At 70.2% G+C, this 15912-nt stretch carries 15 protein-coding genes; 6 read left to right on the top strand and 9 right to left on the bottom strand.

Translation table 11 applies throughout. The annotated features are described in order from the left end of the window. Positions 1–50: 50 nt before the first annotated feature. Both FCN18_RS02135 and FCN18_RS02130 read right to left on the bottom strand, forming a co-directional pair. Positions 51–1826, bottom strand: coding sequence for a gamma-glutamyltransferase family protein (locus FCN18_RS02135; protein ID WP_137092961.1), 1776 nt, complete (start codon positions 1824–1826; stop codon positions 51–53). Between the two features lie 33 nt (positions 1827–1859). Then, the gene (locus tag FCN18_RS02130) at positions 1860–3167 is read right to left on the bottom strand and encodes a UDP-glucose dehydrogenase family protein (protein WP_112266001.1); all 1308 of its coding nucleotides are present in this window, start codon (positions 3165–3167) and stop codon (positions 1860–1862) included. Between the two features lie 146 nt (positions 3168–3313). On the opposite strand from FCN18_RS02130, the gene FCN18_RS02125 reads away from it, so the two are divergent. Next, positions 3314–4072 carry an SDR family NAD(P)-dependent oxidoreductase gene (locus FCN18_RS02125; RefSeq protein WP_137092959.1) on the top strand — a complete coding sequence of 253 codons (759 nt, stop codon included), beginning with the start codon at positions 3314–3316 and terminating at the stop codon, positions 4070–4072. Positions 4073–4077: 5 nt separating this feature from the next. On the opposite strand, the gene FCN18_RS02120 is transcribed toward FCN18_RS02125, so the two are convergent. Continuing rightward, positions 4078–5715: a TM0106 family RecB-like putative nuclease gene (locus FCN18_RS02120; RefSeq protein WP_113642756.1), complete on the bottom strand. Its 1638-nt coding sequence runs from the start codon at positions 5713–5715 to the stop codon at positions 4078–4080. A gap of 11 nt (positions 5716–5726) precedes the next feature. On the opposite strand from FCN18_RS02120, the gene FCN18_RS02115 reads away from it, so the two are divergent. Beyond that, positions 5727–6221 carry a DUF6474 family protein gene (locus FCN18_RS02115; protein WP_112265995.1) on the top strand — a complete coding sequence of 165 codons (495 nt, stop codon included), beginning with the start codon at positions 5727–5729 and terminating at the stop codon, positions 6219–6221. A gap of 129 nt (positions 6222–6350) precedes the next feature. Here FCN18_RS02115 and FCN18_RS02110 read toward each other — a convergent pair whose 3' ends face one another. From FCN18_RS02110 to FCN18_RS02085, 6 genes are all read right to left on the bottom strand, one after another. Further along, complete coding sequence (locus FCN18_RS02110) at positions 6351–7283, bottom strand: TauD/TfdA dioxygenase family protein (protein ID WP_112265993.1); 933 nt, start codon at positions 7281–7283, stop codon at positions 6351–6353. 148 nt (positions 7284–7431) lie between these two features. After that, a complete protein-coding gene (locus FCN18_RS02105) occupies positions 7432–8394 on the bottom strand; it encodes a glycine betaine ABC transporter substrate-binding protein (RefSeq protein ID WP_112265991.1) in 963 nt (320 codons plus the stop codon). Then, positions 8391–9170, bottom strand: a complete 780-nt coding sequence (locus tag FCN18_RS02100; protein ID WP_112265989.1) for an ABC transporter permease — start codon at positions 9168–9170, stop codon at positions 8391–8393. The genes FCN18_RS02105 and FCN18_RS02100 overlap by 4 nt, the downstream gene beginning before the upstream one ends. After that, positions 9167–10327, bottom strand: coding sequence for an ABC transporter ATP-binding protein (locus tag FCN18_RS02095; RefSeq protein WP_137092957.1), 1161 nt, complete (start codon positions 10325–10327; stop codon positions 9167–9169). Before FCN18_RS02095 ends, FCN18_RS02100 begins: the two co-directional genes overlap by 4 nt. Beyond that, positions 10320–10967 carry an ABC transporter permease gene (locus FCN18_RS02090; protein ID WP_110334393.1) on the bottom strand — a complete coding sequence of 216 codons (648 nt, stop codon included), beginning with the start codon at positions 10965–10967 and terminating at the stop codon, positions 10320–10322. The genes FCN18_RS02095 and FCN18_RS02090 overlap by 8 nt, the downstream gene beginning before the upstream one ends. Next, positions 10964–12712: a BCCT family transporter gene (locus FCN18_RS02085; protein WP_112265984.1), complete on the bottom strand. Its 1749-nt coding sequence runs from the start codon at positions 12710–12712 to the stop codon at positions 10964–10966. Before FCN18_RS02085 ends, FCN18_RS02090 begins: the two co-directional genes overlap by 4 nt. Positions 12713–12963: 251 nt before the next feature. Here FCN18_RS02085 and FCN18_RS02080 point away from each other — a divergent pair, with 251 nt between their 5' ends. From FCN18_RS02080 to FCN18_RS02065, 4 genes are read left to right on the top strand one after another with little or no spacing between them, the layout of a single operon-like run. Next, complete coding sequence (locus FCN18_RS02080; protein WP_228713577.1) at positions 12964–13488, top strand: hypothetical protein; 525 nt, start codon at positions 12964–12966, stop codon at positions 13486–13488. A 53-nt stretch (positions 13489–13541) separates the two neighbouring features. Next, on the top strand, positions 13542–14252 hold the full coding sequence (locus FCN18_RS02075) for a YcnI family copper-binding membrane protein (RefSeq protein ID WP_113642758.1): 711 nt from the start codon (positions 13542–13544) through the stop codon (positions 14250–14252). After that, on the top strand, positions 14249–14815 hold the full coding sequence (locus tag FCN18_RS02070; RefSeq protein ID WP_137092955.1) for a copper resistance CopC family protein: 567 nt from the start codon (positions 14249–14251) through the stop codon (positions 14813–14815). The genes FCN18_RS02075 and FCN18_RS02070 overlap by 4 nt, the downstream gene beginning before the upstream one ends. Positions 14816–14817: 2 nt before the next feature. After that, on the top strand, positions 14818–15840 hold the full coding sequence (locus FCN18_RS02065; protein ID WP_112265978.1) for a copper resistance D family protein: 1023 nt from the start codon (positions 14818–14820) through the stop codon (positions 15838–15840). The last annotated feature ends 72 nt before the right edge of the window (positions 15841–15912 follow it).

Genomic DNA, 15912 nt, shown 5'->3' with positions numbered 1-15912 from the left:
GCCACCTTTGTTGCGTTGAACGCAACAAAGGTGGCCTTGGGGAGCGTTTGTCAGCGGCCGACGGCGTAGCCCTGCATGCCCCTCGCGTTGGCGGCGGCGCGCAGGATGCCGGTGGCGCGGTCGCGGGACACCGCGGAGAGACGGCCGAGCGCCCACGGCCCCGCGTCCACCACGTCGTGCCCGCGCTCGCGCAGCGCCCGCAGCGCGACCTCGCCGACGCGCGACTCCGCCACGAGCTCCTTCGGTGTCCACGCCCTCGGGTAGAAGGAGCTGGGGAACGCCGTGGTGTGCCACGCGGGCGAGTCGATCGACTCCTGCAGGTTCAGTCCACCGAGGGTGTGGGCGAGCCAGAAACACAGCTGCCACTGATCCTGCTGGTCGCCGCCGGGCGTGCCGAACGCGATCACCGGCTCGCCGTCGCGCAGCGCCATCGAGGGCGACAGCGTGATCCTGGGCCGCTTGCCGGGGGCCAGCGAGTTGGGCAGGCCCTCCTCGAGCCAGAACATCTGTGCCCGCGAGTCGAGACAGAAGCCGAGCTCCGGGATGGTCGGCGACGACTGGAGCCAGCCGCCCGACGGCGTCGCGGACACCATGTTCCCGTCGGCGTCCACCACGTCGATGTGCACGGTGTCGCCGCGCACCTGCCCCTGCGGGCCCACGGTCGGCTCTCCGATCGCGCCGCCGCCCGCCGGCACGCCACACGTCTCGGCGATGATCTTCGGCAGCCTCGGGTCGGCGCCGCCGGGGCGCAGCTCGCCGCTCGCCTCGTCGCCGATGAGCGCCCTGCGCTGCTCGGCGTACTCGCGGGAGAGCAGCCACTCCAGCGGCACGTCGCCCGTATCGCCGTAATAGGCCTCCCGGTCGGCGAACGCGAGCTTCGCCGCCTCCGCGGCTAGGTGGATGGTCCGCGCGGTCGGCACACCGTCCACATAAGACAGTTCGTCGCGGAGCCCCTCCAGGATGCGCAGTTGTTGCGCGAGCACGGGGCCCTGCGTCCAGCCGCCGCACTTCACGAGGCTCCACTCGCCGAAGTCGGTGACCAGCGCGTCCTCGTAAGAAGCCTCCCAGCCCGCGAGGTCGTCGGCCGTGAGCAGGCCTGGGTGATCGCGGCCGGAGTCGTCGCGGAAAGCGGTGCGGCTGAAGGAGTCCACCGCCTCGGCGACGAAGCCGTGTGACCACGCGCGGCGCGCGGCGTCGATCTGGGCCTCGCGGCCGGACACGGCCTCGGCCTCGGCGAGCAGCCGCTGCCAGGTGCGCGCCAGCGTCGGGTTGCGGTGCAGCGAGCCGGGGGCGGGCGCCTCACCGCCGGGCAGCCACAGCTGCGCCGAGGTGGTCCAGTGGTGTGCGAAGAGCTCGGCGACGGTGTCGATGGTCTCGGTGATGCGGCCGACCACCGGCACGCCGTCCCAGGCGTACGAGATCGCGTGGCCCAGCACCTCGCGCAGGCTCTTGGTGCCGTGGTCGCGCAGCATGAGCAGCCACGCGTCCCACGCGCCGGGCACGGTCGCCGCGAGCAGCCCACTGCCGGGGATGAGGTCGAGGCCCAGGTCGGCGAAGTGCCGTGGGGTCGCCGCGGCGGGCGAGACGCCCTGTCCGCACAACACCTTGGGCGTGCGGTCGCTCGCGGTCACGAAGATCGCGGGCACCTGCCCACCCGGTCCGTTGAGGTGCGGCTCGGCAACCTGCAACACGAAGCCTGCCGCCACGGCCGCGTCGAAGGCGTTACCGCCGTCCTCGAGGACGGCCATGCCTGCGGCGGAGGCGAGCCAGTGGGTCGAGGCGACCATGCCCCGCGTACCGGCGAGCTCAGGTCTGGTGGTGAACACGTCCTGAACCCTACGGGCGGACGCTTCGTTCGCTCAACTAACGGAAGTGACGCGTGCCCCGGCTCGCGGTCGCCCGACGCCCTGCCAGCTCAGCCCGGCGTCGAGCACCGTGCGGGGTTCCAGCAGGTTACGGGTGTCCACAACGGCGTCACCGTGCATCAACTCCGCCACGTACGCCCAGTCGAGCCGGGTGAACTCTGGCCATTCGGTGAGCACGACCACAACGTCGGCACCCTTCGCCACCTGGTAGGCGTTGTCCACCACGAGCATGCCGGGCAGCTCGCCCTTCACCGCGGGGTCGTACGCCGTCACCTCGGCGCCGTGCGCGCACAGCACCGACGCGATGGACAGCGCGGGCGAGTCACGCAGGTCGTTGGTCCCGGCCTTGAACGCCAGCCCCAGCAGACCGATGCGGGCGCCCGAGAGCCTGCCACCGACCGCGCCCGCGATCTTGGCGATCACGCGGTCGCGCTGGGCGATGTTCTCCTCCACCGCCGCGTCGAGCAGCTCGAAGTCGAACCGCACCGACTCGGCGATCCTGAGCAGCGCGCTGGTGTCCTTCGGCAGGCACGAGCCGCCCCAGCCGGGCCCCGGCCGCAGGAACGACCGCCCGATGCGCCGGTCGTAGCCCATCCCGAGCGTCACCGGCTCGATGTCGGCGCCGAGCCGCTCGCACAGCTCGGCGATGGCGTTGACGTAGGAGAGCTTCATCGCGAGGAAGCAGTTGGCTGCGTACTTCACCAGCTCGGCGCTGGCGGCATCGGTGACCACAGCGGGCGCGCCGAGGTCGGCGTAGAGATCGGCGACCCAGTCGGCGGCGCCAGGTGTGTCGGAGCCCACGACGATCCGGTCGGGGCCGAGGAAGTCGGACACCGCGGTGCCCTCGCGGAGGAACTCCGGGTTGGAGACCACCGGCAGGTCCGGCCTGCCGGTCAGCTCCTGGATCCGGCGGGCGGTGCCGACGGGCACGGTCGACTTGGTGATCAGTGCGCACCCGCTGGGCAGCACGTCGGCGATCTCGGCCACCACCTGCTCCACCGCCCGCAGGTCCGCCGCGCCGCCCGCGCCCATCGGCGTCGGCACGCACAGGAAGACCCCGTCGGCGTCGCGCACGGCCTCTCTGGCGCCGACGACGAAGGACAGGTTGCCGCTGGTGAGACCGCGGGCGACCAGCTCGGCCAGGCCCGGCTCCATGATGTCGACCCTGCCCGCGGCGAGCCTGGCGACCTTCGATTCGTCCACATCGGCGCAGGTCACCAGGTGACCCAGACTGGCAAGGCACGCACCGGTGGTGAGTCCGACGTAGCCGGTGCCCACCACCACGATTCGAGCTGCGCTCATATACCGACGGTCACACCCGCAGTTGACCTGCGAGCGAACACGGGGGGAACCAGCAGGCGGCCATTCGTCAACGAATGGCCTCGGGACCCATCACGCGAACGAGCGTTAACCTGGTGCCGGATTCAGCAGGGTGAGAAAGGAAGACCATGCAGATCACCGACACCGCGGCCATCGTCACGGGTGGCGCCTCCGGCCTCGGCGGCGCCACGGCACGGGCACTCGCAGAGCAGGGCGCGCGCGTCTTCGCGCTCGACCTCGCCGCCGCGATCGAGAAGGCCGAGCAGGTCGACGGCGTCACGTACGTCGAGGCCGACGTGACCGACCCCGAGCAGGTGCGCGCCGCGGTAGAACAGGCGGCGGGCTCAGGCGTTCCGCTGCGCACCGTCGTGAACTGCGCCGGCATCGGCCCCTCCGCGCGCATCCTGTCGAAGAAGGGCCCGCACGACCTCAACCTGTTCCGCAAGGTCGTCGAGGTCAATCTCATCGGCACGTTCAACGTCGTCACCGTCGCCGCCGAAGCGATGGCCAAGACCGAGCAGCTGGCCGACGACCAGCGCGGCGTCATCATCAACACGGCGTCGGTCGCCGCCTACGACGGGCAGATCGGCCAGATCGCCTACTCGGCCTCCAAGGGCGGCGTCGTCGGCATGACCCTGCCCGCCGCGCGCGACCTCGCCTCGCACGGCATCCGCGTGATGACGATCGCACCCGGCATCATCGACACCCCGATGCTGGCGACGGTGAGCGACGAGTTCCGCGCGGGTCTCGCCGCGGGCGTGCCGTTCCCGAAGCGGCTCGGCCGTCCCGACGAGTACGCGCAGCTGGCGCTCTACATCGTCCAGCACGACTACCTGAACGGTGAGGTGATCCGGCTGGACGGTTCGCTGCGGATGGCGCCGCGCTAGACGGCCTACAGGTCTCCCATGAAGGGGACGTCCCGCATGGCCGGGCCGGTCATCCACTCGCGGAGGGTGTGGGTGGCCAGCACGTCGTCCTCGTTGTAGCGCAGCAGCCGTTCACGCTGGGCGGGATCGGGAACCCCGCCGTCCATGCCCACCGCGTCGCGGTACCAGCGCATCGACGCCTCGCCGCCGGCTTCCGGGTCCCGCCACCGGAAGCCGGCGACGGGTGCGACGACCTTGAGTCCCTTGCCGTGTGAGCACAGGAACTGGTCGGAGACGCTGCGGAAGAGGTCCACCCACTCCTCGGAGTCCACGAAGGACCGCAGCTCGTCCTTCGACGGAACGCCTGCCATGCCCGCGAAACGCTCGACCGACGCGAACAGCCAGCGGTTCTCGGCGAGCGCGTTGTAGCAGTAGGCGCGGAAGCTCAGCCCCGCGGCAGCCGTTCGCGCACGCACGTCGGACAGCCACGTCCAGAACTCCGCGAACGAGCGCGCCTCGTCCACAGTGGGCAGTGGCTCCCACGTCGCGAAGGCGCGGTAGCCCGGTTCCACGCCGATGTCGGCGCCGCTGAGCAGGCAACCCCACAGGTACGCGCCGGAGTCGCCGAAGCTCTCCATGTCGATGTCCACCTCGACGTCGGCGCGTGGCACGGTGACGTCGGCGACGCGGCGCACCACTGTCAGGTCGGCCAGCCAGGCCCGCGCGAGCGCGACCGCGTCGACGAACGTGGTGCCCGTCCACTGGATCGGCGACTCGTCGGCCACGTCCAGGGCGGCGAGCTTGTCGACCGTGCCGACGCCTGCCTTGCGCAGCTCCACCGCGTCCTCGCCGCGCACCACGAGGCTCACGTCCCTGATCCGCGTGAGATCCGCCTCGCACACCGGCCACCACGGACAGCGGCGGCACTCCAGGACCCGCGACGGCTCGGCGAGGGCTTCCCGGCGCTCGGCGGCGGCGCGGGCGACGGCGAGCCGGTCGGCGAAGCGATCGTCGTACTCCTCCAGTGTGCTGCGGCCGCCCGGCCACGTCGGTGCGCCGAGGTCGTGCCACACCACCACGTCGGCGTCGAGCCCGATGACCCCGCCGAGCGCCCTGCCGCCCTCGGCGTGGCCCGCGGCCTCCAGCAGGCGCCGGAGGTGGGCGAGGCGGAGCTGGTCACGTGGGTGCGAACGGAGCTTGCGCTCCGGGTCGGTGCGCGCGTTGTCCGGGTCGAGGTCGGTCATCGGCGCCGTGCGCGCGCCCTCGCCGGGGTCGGTGATGCGGTGCCGCACCACCAGGACCGGCACGTAACCCCCGGCCGTGCGCACGAGCAGCTCGACACCGCCGCGCCTGCCGCCCTCGGTGTCGACCGGCAGCAGCCCACCCCAGACGAACGGGACGCGCTCCTCCAGCGCCGTCATCGTCAGGCCCACCCGATCGGATGGCGGCAGGTCGGGCGGAACCACCGTCCACGGCGCGCCGGTGGCCGCGCGCAACCGCTCCGCGATCTCGGCGCGGTGAGCCCTCGCGTCGGCGATCCGCTGCTCAGCGGCCGGATCCGGCGGGGCGAGCGGGACGTCGCGCAAGCTCGGATCATTGTCGAGGTGCACGCGCCGACGGCAGCGGGTCACCACTCCCGCGTCCAGCAGCACCTCGTTTGCCATACGCTCACTGTATGAGAGGGCACCGACACTCCCGAGACAAGGCCGCCGAGCCCGCCGGAAACGTCGAGCACGAGTCCGCACTGACGCCGAAGAAGGCCAAGAACGCCGTGCGCGTGGCCAAGGTGATCATCCCCGCCGCGGTGCCGGTGGTGGCCCCGCTCGCCGTCCGGGCGGCCGGTGCCGCGAGAGACGCCTACGACCGCTACCAGGCGCGTCGCATGGGAATCAGCGTCGAGCAGCTCAGCGAGTACACCGGCCGGGGTGGCGCGCTGCTCGCCCGCATCGCGGGCGCCGCAGACGGGCTCACCGAGCTGCGCCGCTCCCCCAAGGTCACCGACGACGACCTGACCTTCGCCGAGCGCGGCCAGTCGACCCTCGAACAGCTCGCCGCGTCGGTGCGGGCCGCCGAGCGGATGCCCGCCGCACGCCGCAAGGCCGCCCACCGGGCCGTCGCCGCGGAGCTGGAACACATCGAGTCCCAGCTCCTCCACCGCCTCGGCATCTAGCCCAACATGCAGTGAAGGCCACCTTCACTGCGCCCACCCGTCTCCCCCCACCGCCCAAGAGGAGACGCTGCGCGCCACTGCGTCAATTCCACGCAGTGATGGTGGCCTTCACTGCAGTCGGCAAGTGGGCTAGAAGGGGCGGTCGCCCGCGATGGCGACCCGCTCGGCGACGCGTGGGTGCGGCGCGTAGTCGTTCACCGCGTAGTGCTGGGTGGCGCGGTTGTCCCAGAAGGCCACCGCGTTCTCGGTCCAGCGGAACCGCACCTGGTACTCCGGCACGTGCGCCTGCGTGAAGAGGTAGTGCAGCAGGCGGTCGCTCTCGTCCCGGTCCATCCCCACGATGTGGGTGGTGAAGGACTGATTGACGAACAGCGTGCGCCTGCCCGTCTCCGGGTGCCTGCGCACAACCGGGTGCTCGACCGGCGGGAACTGCTCCTGCCAGCGCGCGAGCACCTCTGGGTCGGAGAACCGGTCGAAGCCGGGCAGGTAGTCGTGCACCGCCTTGAGGCCGTCGATGCGGGCCTTCACGTCCTCGGGCAGGTTGTCGTACGCCGCCGCCATGTCGGCCCACATCGTGTCACCGCCAACCGGCGGCACGGTCACGAGCCGGAGCACCGAGCCCAGCGCCGGGTTGGGCCGGAACGTGACGTCGGTGTGCCAGATGTTCTCGAAGCCCGGCATCGAGGCGCTGCGCTCGAACCGCGTGACCTCGTCGGTGTCGCCCGCCGGGATGAACGGGTTGGTCTCCAGCGGGCCCCAGTTGCGGGCGAACGCGCGCTGCTGCGCGGGCGTGATGTCCTGGTCGCGGAAGAACAGCACCTTCCACTCCAGCAGCGCGCGGTTGAGCTCCTCCCGCAGTTCGGGCGTCAGCGGCTCACCGAGGTCCACACCATCGATCTCGGCGCCGATGACGCGCCCGAGCGGACGCACCCCGAACAGCTCGTATGGCCTGGGCTCGACGCCCTCGGGCAGCCGGTTCAGCACCCGAGGGCCTTCGAGAATCCCGCCGGCGGGCACTCGTGCTTCGCGCAGGGCAGAGCGATCAGACAATTCCAGAGTCATGCGAATTTATTCCTTACTGTCAAAAACAAATGGGATCCGGAATGGCCTCAGCACGGCGGCGAGCCGAGGCGGCCGCGCCGCAGCAGCAGGGCACAGATTCCGGAGTGCTCCCAGACAGCAGGCATGTCGCCATGATTCCAGAGATCGCTCAGTTGATGAAGCCCTTCTCGATCATCCAGTCGCGGGCGACCTTCGCCGGGTCCTCCCCGTCCACGTCGACCCGCTTGTTGAGCTCGATGATCTCGTCGTTGTTCAGCGCCTCGGTGACCGGCGCCATCACGTCCGCGATCTGCGGGTACTGGTCGAGGAACTCCTTGCGCAACGTGACGGACGCGTTGTACTGCGGGAAGAACTTCTTGTCGTCCTGCAGCACCCGCAGGTTCAGCCCCGCGATCCGGCCGTCGGTGGTGAAGACCTCACCGAACTTGCACGTGCCGCCCGCGATGGCGCTGTAGATCGCCCCGGTGCCGAACGTCTTCGTGGTCGTGACGTCGAAGCCGTACGTCTTCTGCACGCCGGGCATGCCGTCGGGCCTGCTCGCGAACTCCGTCTCCACGCAGAAGACGCCCTCCTGCGGGTTCTCCTTCAGGAAGTTCGTCATGTCCGTCGTGGTCTTCAGGTTGTGCTTCTGCGCGAAGGCCTCGGTGGTCGCGAAGGCGTAGGTGTTGTTGACCTCCGAGTACGGCAGCCACACGATGCCGTTCTGCTCCAGGTCGGCCTTGCGCACCGCCTCGTACTGCGCGTCCTCCTCCGGCAACGGCTTGTCGTAGCCGAGGTAGGAGAGCCAGCCCGTGCCCGTGTACTCCCACTGCAGGTCGATCTGCCCGTCGATGAGGGCGTACCGGGAGCTGTTGGAGCCGTTGATGTTCGTCAGGTCGATGGCGTTGGCCCCTGCCGCCTCCAGCGCGAGCTCGGCGATGTAGCCGAGGATGATCTGCTCGGTGAAGTCCTTGGACCCCACTGTGACGTCGACGCCCTCCAGCTCCGGCACCGGCCGGATGGAGCCCGGCTGCACGTCGAACGGCAGCGCGGCGTTGACGGTGAGCCCGCACGCCGAGGTGGTGGCCATCAGCAGCGCGGCACCGAGGACCGCGCGCAGCTTGCGCCTCATGTCAGTCCCTTCGGTCCCAGGTACTCCTCCAACAGGGCGCCGACCCAGTCGACCAGCAGCGCAAGGCCGACCGCGAGCACCGCGCCGACGACGAGCACCGAGACCCGGTTGAGCTTGTAGCCGGTGTCGACGAGCTCGCCGAGCCCGCCGCCGTTGACGAAGAACGCCAGTGTGGCCGTGCCGACGGCGAGCACCAGCGACGTCCGCAGACCGGCGAGGATCAGCGGGACCGCCAGCGGCACCTCGATGCGGAACAGCACCCCGGAGGACGACATGCCGATGCCCTTGCCGGCGTCGACGAGCGCGGGGTCCACCGACTGGATGCCGACGATGGTGTTGCGCAGCACCGGAAGCAGCGAGTAGAAGGCGATCGGCAGCGCGGCGGCCCAAAGGCCGTCCCACTCCGTCCACAGGAAGAACAGCACCAGCACACCGAGCGCGGGCGCGGCCTGCCCGATGTTGGCGATGGCGATGAAGAGCGGCGCGACGGGCCTGGCCCACGACCGCGTGAGCACCATGCCGAGCGGCACGCCGATGCCGACGACGATCGCGGCGACGACGAGCGTGATCAGCACGTGCTCCCACGTCTTGTCGAGCAGCACGCCCGCCTGGATCGACTCGGCCTCGATGCTGTCGTTGGAGCGCGTGAACGCCCACACCAGCACGAGGCCGACGATCACCACGACCGCTACGGGCTGCGCGAACAGCCGCACCCGATCGGCCCGGCGCGAGCCGGACTCGGTGGAGAAGCCCTGGATCTCGGTGGTACTGCTCACGAGGCCGCGCTCCCGGCGTCGTGCTCCTCGCGCAGCTGCTGGATGGTGTCGGTCACCGTCGTGATGTCGATGGTGCCGACGTATTCACCGCGCGAGCCCGTGACCACCGCGTTGCCGCCCTCGGACAGGATCGCCTCGAGCGCGTCCTGCAACGTGGACTGGGTGCTCACCATGTCGCCGACCGGCCTGCCGACGCTCGCCAGCGTGCTCGCCGTCGACAGGTCGCGAACGTGCACCCAGCGCTGCGGGCGTTTCCGCGCGTCGAGCACCAGCGCGTAGGTCTTGCCCTTCTCGGTCATCTGCCTGCGCAGGTCCGACGGCGAGCTGTCCGGCGCGACGACCGTGAGCGCGTCGTCGTGGTAGTCGACGTCACGCACGCGCAGCAGCGTGAGCTGCTTGAGCGAGGCGCCTGCCCCTACGAAACCGGCCACCATGTCGTTGGCCGGGTTGGCGAGGATCGCCTCGGGGGTGTCGTACTGCTGGATCGTCGACTGGTCACCGAGGACGGCGATCTTGTCGCCGAGCTTCACGGCCTCGTCGAAGTCGTGGGTGACGAACACGATCGTCTTGCGCAGCTCCAGCTGCAGGCGCAGCAACTCGTCCTGCAGGTTGCCGCGCGTGATGGGGTCGACCGCGCCGAACGGCTCGTCCATCAGCAGCACCGGCGGGTCGGCCGCGAGCGCCCTCGCCACACCGACGCGCTGCTGCTGCCCACCGGAGAGCTGGCGCGGGTACCGGTCGCGGTACACGGCGGGGTCGAGTCCGACGAGGTCCATCATCTCGTCGACCCGTTCGGAGATCTGCTTCTTGTCCCAGTCGAGCAGGCCCGGCACCACCGCGATGTTCTGCGCCACGGTGAAGTGCGGGAACAGCCCCGCCTGCTGGATCGCGTAGCCCACCTTGCGGCGCAGGGCGTCGCCGTTGAGCTTGAGCGCGTCCTCCCCGCCGATGGTGATCCGGCCCGAGCTGGGCTCGATCAGGCGGTTGATCATTCGCATGGTCGTGGTCTTGCCGCAGCCCGAGGGGCCAACGAGGATCACGATCTTGCCGGCCGGGATCGTCATGGTGAAGTCCTTCACCGCGGGCTCCCGGGTGCCCGGGTAGCGCTTGGTGACGTTCTCCAGCTGGATCTCGACGCCACTGACGTTCTCAGCCACGGATACCCCTCGAGATGGTGAAGCGAGCGATGAGGAAATAGACGCCCTCGAGCAGCAGGGCGAGGATGACGACACCGAGCGTGCCCGCGAGCGCCTGGTTGGTCGCGTTGGCGCTGCCGGCCCGCGTCAGGCCGGAGAAGACCTCGCTGCCCAGGCCGGGACCCTTGGCGTATGCGGCGATCACCGCGATGCCCATCAGCATCTGAGTGGACACGCGCATCCCGGCAAGGATCGCCGGCCAGGCGAGTCGCAGCTCGACCCTCGTCAGCACGGCGGTCCGGCTCATCCCGATGCCCTTGGCGGCATCGGTAACGGCCGGGTCCACGCCGGCGAGGCCGACGATCGTGTTGCGGGTGATCGGCAGCAGCGCGTACAGCACGAGCGCGATCACGGTCGGCAGCGCACCCAGCCCGAAGACGGGGATGAGCAGGCCGAGCAGCGCGAACGACGGGATGGTGAGGATCGTGCTGGCCAGTGCTGTGGCCACGGCAGAGCCGATCGGGCTGCGGTACACCGCGACGCCGATCAGCACGCCGATGACCGCGGCGATGAGCGTGGACTGCACGACTTCGCTGACGTGCAGCCACGCTTGCAGGGACAGCCGATCCCACCGGTCGGCTACGTAGTCGAGGAGATTCACGGCCTGCGGCTCCGGAACGGACGGCGCTTCCGCTTCTCCTCATCCGTCCGCTCGGCGTGGATGGCCTCGAGCGAACGCATCATCTCGTCCTCCTTGATCATCAGCGGGTCGTGCCGGAGGTCCCGATACACCGAGATACACAGACCCAGCATCACGATCACGAACGGAACGGCGACGAGGATCGTCAGGTATTGCAGACCCGTGAGCGCGCTGTCCCCGCCGACGAGGAGCATCACGGCGGCCACCGCACCGGTGAGCACACCCCAGAAGATCACCACGTTCTTCTTCGGCTCCACGGTGCCCTTCTGCGACAGCGTGCCCATGACCACCGACGCTGCATCGGCCCCGGACACGAAGAAGATCGACACGAGGAGCATCACGACCACGGCGATCGGCACGAACCACGGCAGGTGCTGCAGCAGTTCGAACGTCGCGGCCTCCTCACCGCCTGCGCCCGCGATGTCGACGCCGTTGCGCTGCTGGTCGATCGCGGCCCCACCGAAGATCGCGAACCAGATCAGGCTGACGACGCTCGGCACCGCGATGACACCGATGATGAACTGCCTGATGGTGCGGCCACGCGAGATGCGGGCGATGAACATGCCGACGAAGGGCGTCCAGGAGATCCACCAGGCCCAGTAGAAGACGGTCCAGCCGCCGAGCCAGGTCTGCATCTCCTCGCCGCCGGTGACGCCGGAGCGGCCGGACATCTCGGCGAGTTCGCGGAAGTAGTCGCCGATCGCGTTCGGCACGAGGTTGAGGATCAGCACCGTCGGGCCGACCACCAGCACGAACAGGGCGAGCACGGCAGCCAGCACCATGTTGATGTTGGACAGCCACTGGATGCCCTTGGCGACACCGGAGACAGCGGAGGCGATGAACGCCACGGTGAGCACGGCGATGATGCCGACGAGCAGGCCCGTGCCGGGGTTGTCGATCCAGTCGACGGCGGCCATGCCACCGCCCACCTGCAGTGCGCCGAGGCCGAGCGACGCGGCGGAGCCGAACAGGGTGGCGAAGATCGCCATCACGTCGATGGCCTTGCCGAGCGGACCCTCGCTGCGCCGCTTGCCGATCAGCGGCTCGAACACGGCGCTGATCAGCTGGCTGCGGCCGCGGCGGAACGTGCTGTAGGCGATCGCGAGACCCACGACGGCGTAGATCGCCCACGGGTGGACGGTCCAGTGGAACAGCGTCGTGGCCATCGCGGTGTGCACGGCCTCGTCGGAGTTCGGCACCGCGCTGCCCGGGGGCGGGCTGGCCAGGTGCGAGACCGGCTCGTACACGCCGAAGAACATCAGCCCGATGCCCATACCGGCGCTGAACATCATGGCGATCCACGACGCCGTGCGGAACTCGGGCTTCTCCTTGTCCTGGCCGAGCTTGATCCGGCCGTAACGGCTTATGGCCAGACACACGGCGAAGACGACGAACCCGGACGCGGTGAGCACGAAGGCCCAGCCGCCGTAGGGGATCACGGCTTTGTTGAGCAGGGTGTCGGTCACCGAGGCGAGACTGCTCGGCGAGGCGATGCCCCAGCCGACGATCGCGAGGGCGAGCACCGCGGCGATGCCGAACACCGTGCGGTCGGTCTCGGCGGGTCGGTCCGCCGCGACGACTGGAGGCACGTGCTCGTCTGGGCCGGGCCCGGCGGCGACGCCGGTCTCCTCCGGTGCGTTGGCCCGGTCGCCGTCGTCCACCACCGTCCGTGCCGCCAACCTGTCTTCTTCAGACTGTTCAGACATATGCACGCGCCTCGAGGAGGCGCGGCCTCCTTTCATAGCCGTTAACCCGTTCGGGTTAACACCCTAGGCCCCTGGGGGCGTTCCACAATCACGTATGGGGCAGAACCCCGGCCGCCGATGTGGACATACCGTTGCCTATCCAGCGGAAATCAGCAACTGAGGACGCGCGGAATGTTGCGAAGTTTCGACAATCGGAATAGAGCGGCGGGTAGTGGCGTGGGCCCCGTTCCGCCCTCCAATACCCTAGGCGAGTGAGCAGATCCAGGCATTCTCGCAGCGCGTTACGGTTCGCGCGCGGCGTCCTGCTCGCGATCTCGTCGGCCGCGCTCACCACGAGTGCGCACGGTCTCGCCGATGGTGACCTGCCGCACCCCGCCACAACGGTGTTGCTGAGCGTGCTGATCGGCTGGGTGTCCACAGCGGCGGCCGACCGCACCCGTGGCCTGCCCGGCATCCTGTTCGTGCTCGGCAGCGCCCAGCTGGTGATGCACCTGGTGCTCACCGAGCTCTCCGGCCACGCGGCCAGTGGCGCGGGCATGACGCTGACCCATGCGCTCGCGACCGTTGGCACGGCGCTGCTGCTGGCCCACGCCGAGTCGATGCTGCTCGTGGCCGTCGCCACGCTGCGCCTGCTGCTGCCGAGGGTGTGGTCGCCGGCACCGGTGCCTTCCGCCACAGTGGCTCGCGCCACCGTCCGGCCCGCTGGTGGCACGCAGTTAGTCGACGTGCTGCTGCGCCGTGTCCACGGCAGGCGCGGCCCTCCGGCTCTCTCCTGAACACCTGCTTCGCCTTTCCCAGGATCCGAATTCGTTCAGGAGAGAACCCCTATATGTCGACACATCGATTCTTTCGGCGTGCGCTCGTGGCCTCGGCCACTCTCGGCGCGACCGGGCTCGCGACGGCCGGGATCGCCTCGGCGCACGTCACCGCCGACGTCTACGGCAGCCAGCCGGAGAAGGGCGGCTACGGCGCGATCGTGCTGCGCGTGCCCAACGAAGAGGCGCAGGCGGGCACGGTCAAGCTCGAGGTGACCATCCCCGCCGAGTACGCGATCAGCTCCGCCCGCACCAAACCCGTACCGGGCTGGAATGCGGAGGTCACCAAGAACGACGTGGTCAGCAAGATCACGTGGACCGCGCAGCCGGGCAACGAGATCCCGGCGGGCACCACGTCCTACCAGGAGTTCGCCTTCACGGCGGGTCCGCTGCCCGAGGACGTGGACACGCTCGTGCTGCCCGCGGCGCAGACCTACTCCGACGGCAGCGTCGCCAACTGGAACCAGGAGGCCAAGGGCGACGAGGAGCCCGAGCACCCCGCGCCCACGGTCGAGCTGGCCGAACCCTCCGGTGACGGGCACGGGCACGGCGGCAGCGCAGAGCACGCCAGTACCGAGTCCGAGGCCGCCGAGGACACCCAGGCGGCGGCGAGCACCGACACCACGGCGCGCTGGCTCGGCGGCGCCGGCCTCGCCGTCGGCGCTCTCGGCGTCGGCTTCGGCGTGGGCGCGACCCTGCGAGCGCGGAAGCAGGGCCGGTCATGAGGCGGGCACTGGTCGTCGCGGGCATCGCGGTGCTGGCGCTGTTCGGCGGCGCCGGGGCCGCGGCCGCGCACAACACGCTCATCTCGTCCGACCCGGCCGAGGGCGCGCAGGTCGAGAGCGCGCCGAGCACGATCACGCTGACCTTCGACCAGGCCGTGCAGGAGGGCGACGTCAACGAGGTCGCGGTCACCGGGCCGGACGGCGGTCAGTACGCCGAGGGCACGGTGCGGGTCGAGCGCAACGTCGTGACCGCACCGGTGCGCCCGCTCGGCCCCGCCGGTGAGTACGTGATCGGCTACCGCATCCTGTCCGCAGACGGGCACCCGGTCTCCGAGGAGATCCGGTTCACCCTCACGCAGGCGGGTCAGGGCACGGGCGGCCCGCAGCCTCCGTCCTCGGTGGCCGCGGCACCGGACACGCCGCAGACGCAGGCGAACCAGAGCGAGGCCGCCGACTCGTCGTCCGGGGTGCCGGTGTGGGTGTGGATCGTGCTCGCCGCGGCGCTCCTCGTTGCCGGGGTGACGGTCGCGCTGCGCATGGGCCGCGCACCGGAGAAGAAGTAGTCATGACCAGGGCCGAGACCACCTCGCCCGCCACGGCCGGCGTCCTGCTCGGCGTGCTCGCCTCGGCGCTCGCCGGTGTGCTCATCGGCATCGCGCTCACGGCGACCTCGCCGGTCAGCGGCATCACCGAGGTCAGCGAGGTGGTCTCGGTCGGCATCCCGATCGTGCGGGTGCTGCTCGACATCTCGGCGGTCACCGCCATCGGACTGGCCCTGCTGTCGGTGCTCGTGGGCTACGACCGGCCCAAGCTCACCGAACCGGTGCTCCGCCGCGCCCGCCCGGCCGCGGTCGCGGCGTCCCTGGCGTGGGCGGTCACCGCGCTCGTCACCCTCGTGCTGCAGACCGCCGAGTACCGGCCCGCGGCCGGCACGGTCGGCTTCGGTGACATCGCCGAATACGTCGGCGCGGTCGGGGCCGGCAAGGCGCTGCTGATCGTCGCCGTGCTCGCACTGGGGCTCATGGCGCTGAACGTGCTGGCCGTTCGCCACGGCGAGAAGGTGCCCGCCGAGGTCCGCGTGGGGCTCGGCTTGTTCGCGCTGCTGCCCCTTCCGGTCACCGGGCACGCCTCGAACTGGTCGTTCCACGACTACACGATGATCTCGATGGAGCTGCACGTCATGAGCGCCGTCGCCTGGACGGGCGGGCTCGGCGCGATGGCGACGCTGCTCGTCGGCAACCGCACGCTGCTCGCGTACGCCCTGCCCCGGTTCTCCAAGCTCGCGACGCTGTGCCTGGCGATCTCGGCGGCGACCGGGCTGTTCAACGGCCTGGTCGAGCTCAACCTCAACCCGACGATGGACCTCTGGACCGCGCTGTTCACCACGCCGTACGGCCAGCTCGTGCTGCTCAAGCTCGCGTGCACGGCAGCCATCGGCTGCTTCGGCGCGTACCTGCGCTTCCGGCTGCTGCCGAAGATCATGCGGCACCAGCGCACGGCGCTCGCGACGTGGGCGACGCTCGAGCTGATCGTGATGGGGCTCGCCTTCGGCTTCGCGGTGGTGCTGACCCGCGCGCCGGTCGCCTAGGCCGGGCGGTCTCACCTGCTGCGCCGTTCAGCCCAATTTGCTCTCTTTCGCGTATCCACACCCGCACTCTGG

It is taken from the genome of Prauserella endophytica, from assembly GCF_005146945.1.
Taxonomy (GTDB): Bacteria; Actinomycetota; Actinomycetes; order Mycobacteriales; family Pseudonocardiaceae; genus Prauserella_A; species Prauserella_A endophytica.
Note: the sequence above shows the minus strand (reverse complement) of the source record. Positions and strands in the feature narration are given on the sequence as shown.

What these genes read in the sequence shown, in the direction of transcription:
- FCN18_RS02130 (WP_112266001.1), bottom strand. Translation starts at nt 3,167, where the DNA reads ATGAGCGCAGCTCGAATCGTGGTGGTGGGCACCGGCTACGTCGGACTC.
- FCN18_RS02125 (WP_137092959.1), top strand. Translation starts at nt 3,314, where the DNA reads ATGCAGATCACCGACACCGCGGCCATCGTCACGGGTGGCGCCTCCGGC.
- FCN18_RS02120 (WP_113642756.1), bottom strand. Translation starts at nt 5,715, where the DNA reads ATGGCAAACGAGGTGCTGCTGGACGCGGGAGTGGTGACCCGCTGCCGT.
- FCN18_RS02115 (WP_112265995.1), top strand. Translation starts at nt 5,727, where the DNA reads ATGAGAGGGCACCGACACTCCCGAGACAAGGCCGCCGAGCCCGCCGGA.
- FCN18_RS02110 (WP_112265993.1), bottom strand. Translation starts at nt 7,283, where the DNA reads ATGACTCTGGAATTGTCTGATCGCTCTGCCCTGCGCGAAGCACGAGTG.
- FCN18_RS02105 (WP_112265991.1), bottom strand. Translation starts at nt 8,394, where the DNA reads ATGAGGCGCAAGCTGCGCGCGGTCCTCGGTGCCGCGCTGCTGATGGCC.
- FCN18_RS02085 (WP_112265984.1), bottom strand. Translation starts at nt 12,712, where the DNA reads ATGTCTGAACAGTCTGAAGAAGACAGGTTGGCGGCACGGACGGTGGTG.
- FCN18_RS02075 (WP_113642758.1), top strand. Translation starts at nt 13,542, where the DNA reads ATGTCGACACATCGATTCTTTCGGCGTGCGCTCGTGGCCTCGGCCACT.
- FCN18_RS02070 (WP_137092955.1), top strand. Translation starts at nt 14,249, where the DNA reads ATGAGGCGGGCACTGGTCGTCGCGGGCATCGCGGTGCTGGCGCTGTTC.
- FCN18_RS02065 (WP_112265978.1), top strand. Translation starts at nt 14,818, where the DNA reads ATGACCAGGGCCGAGACCACCTCGCCCGCCACGGCCGGCGTCCTGCTC.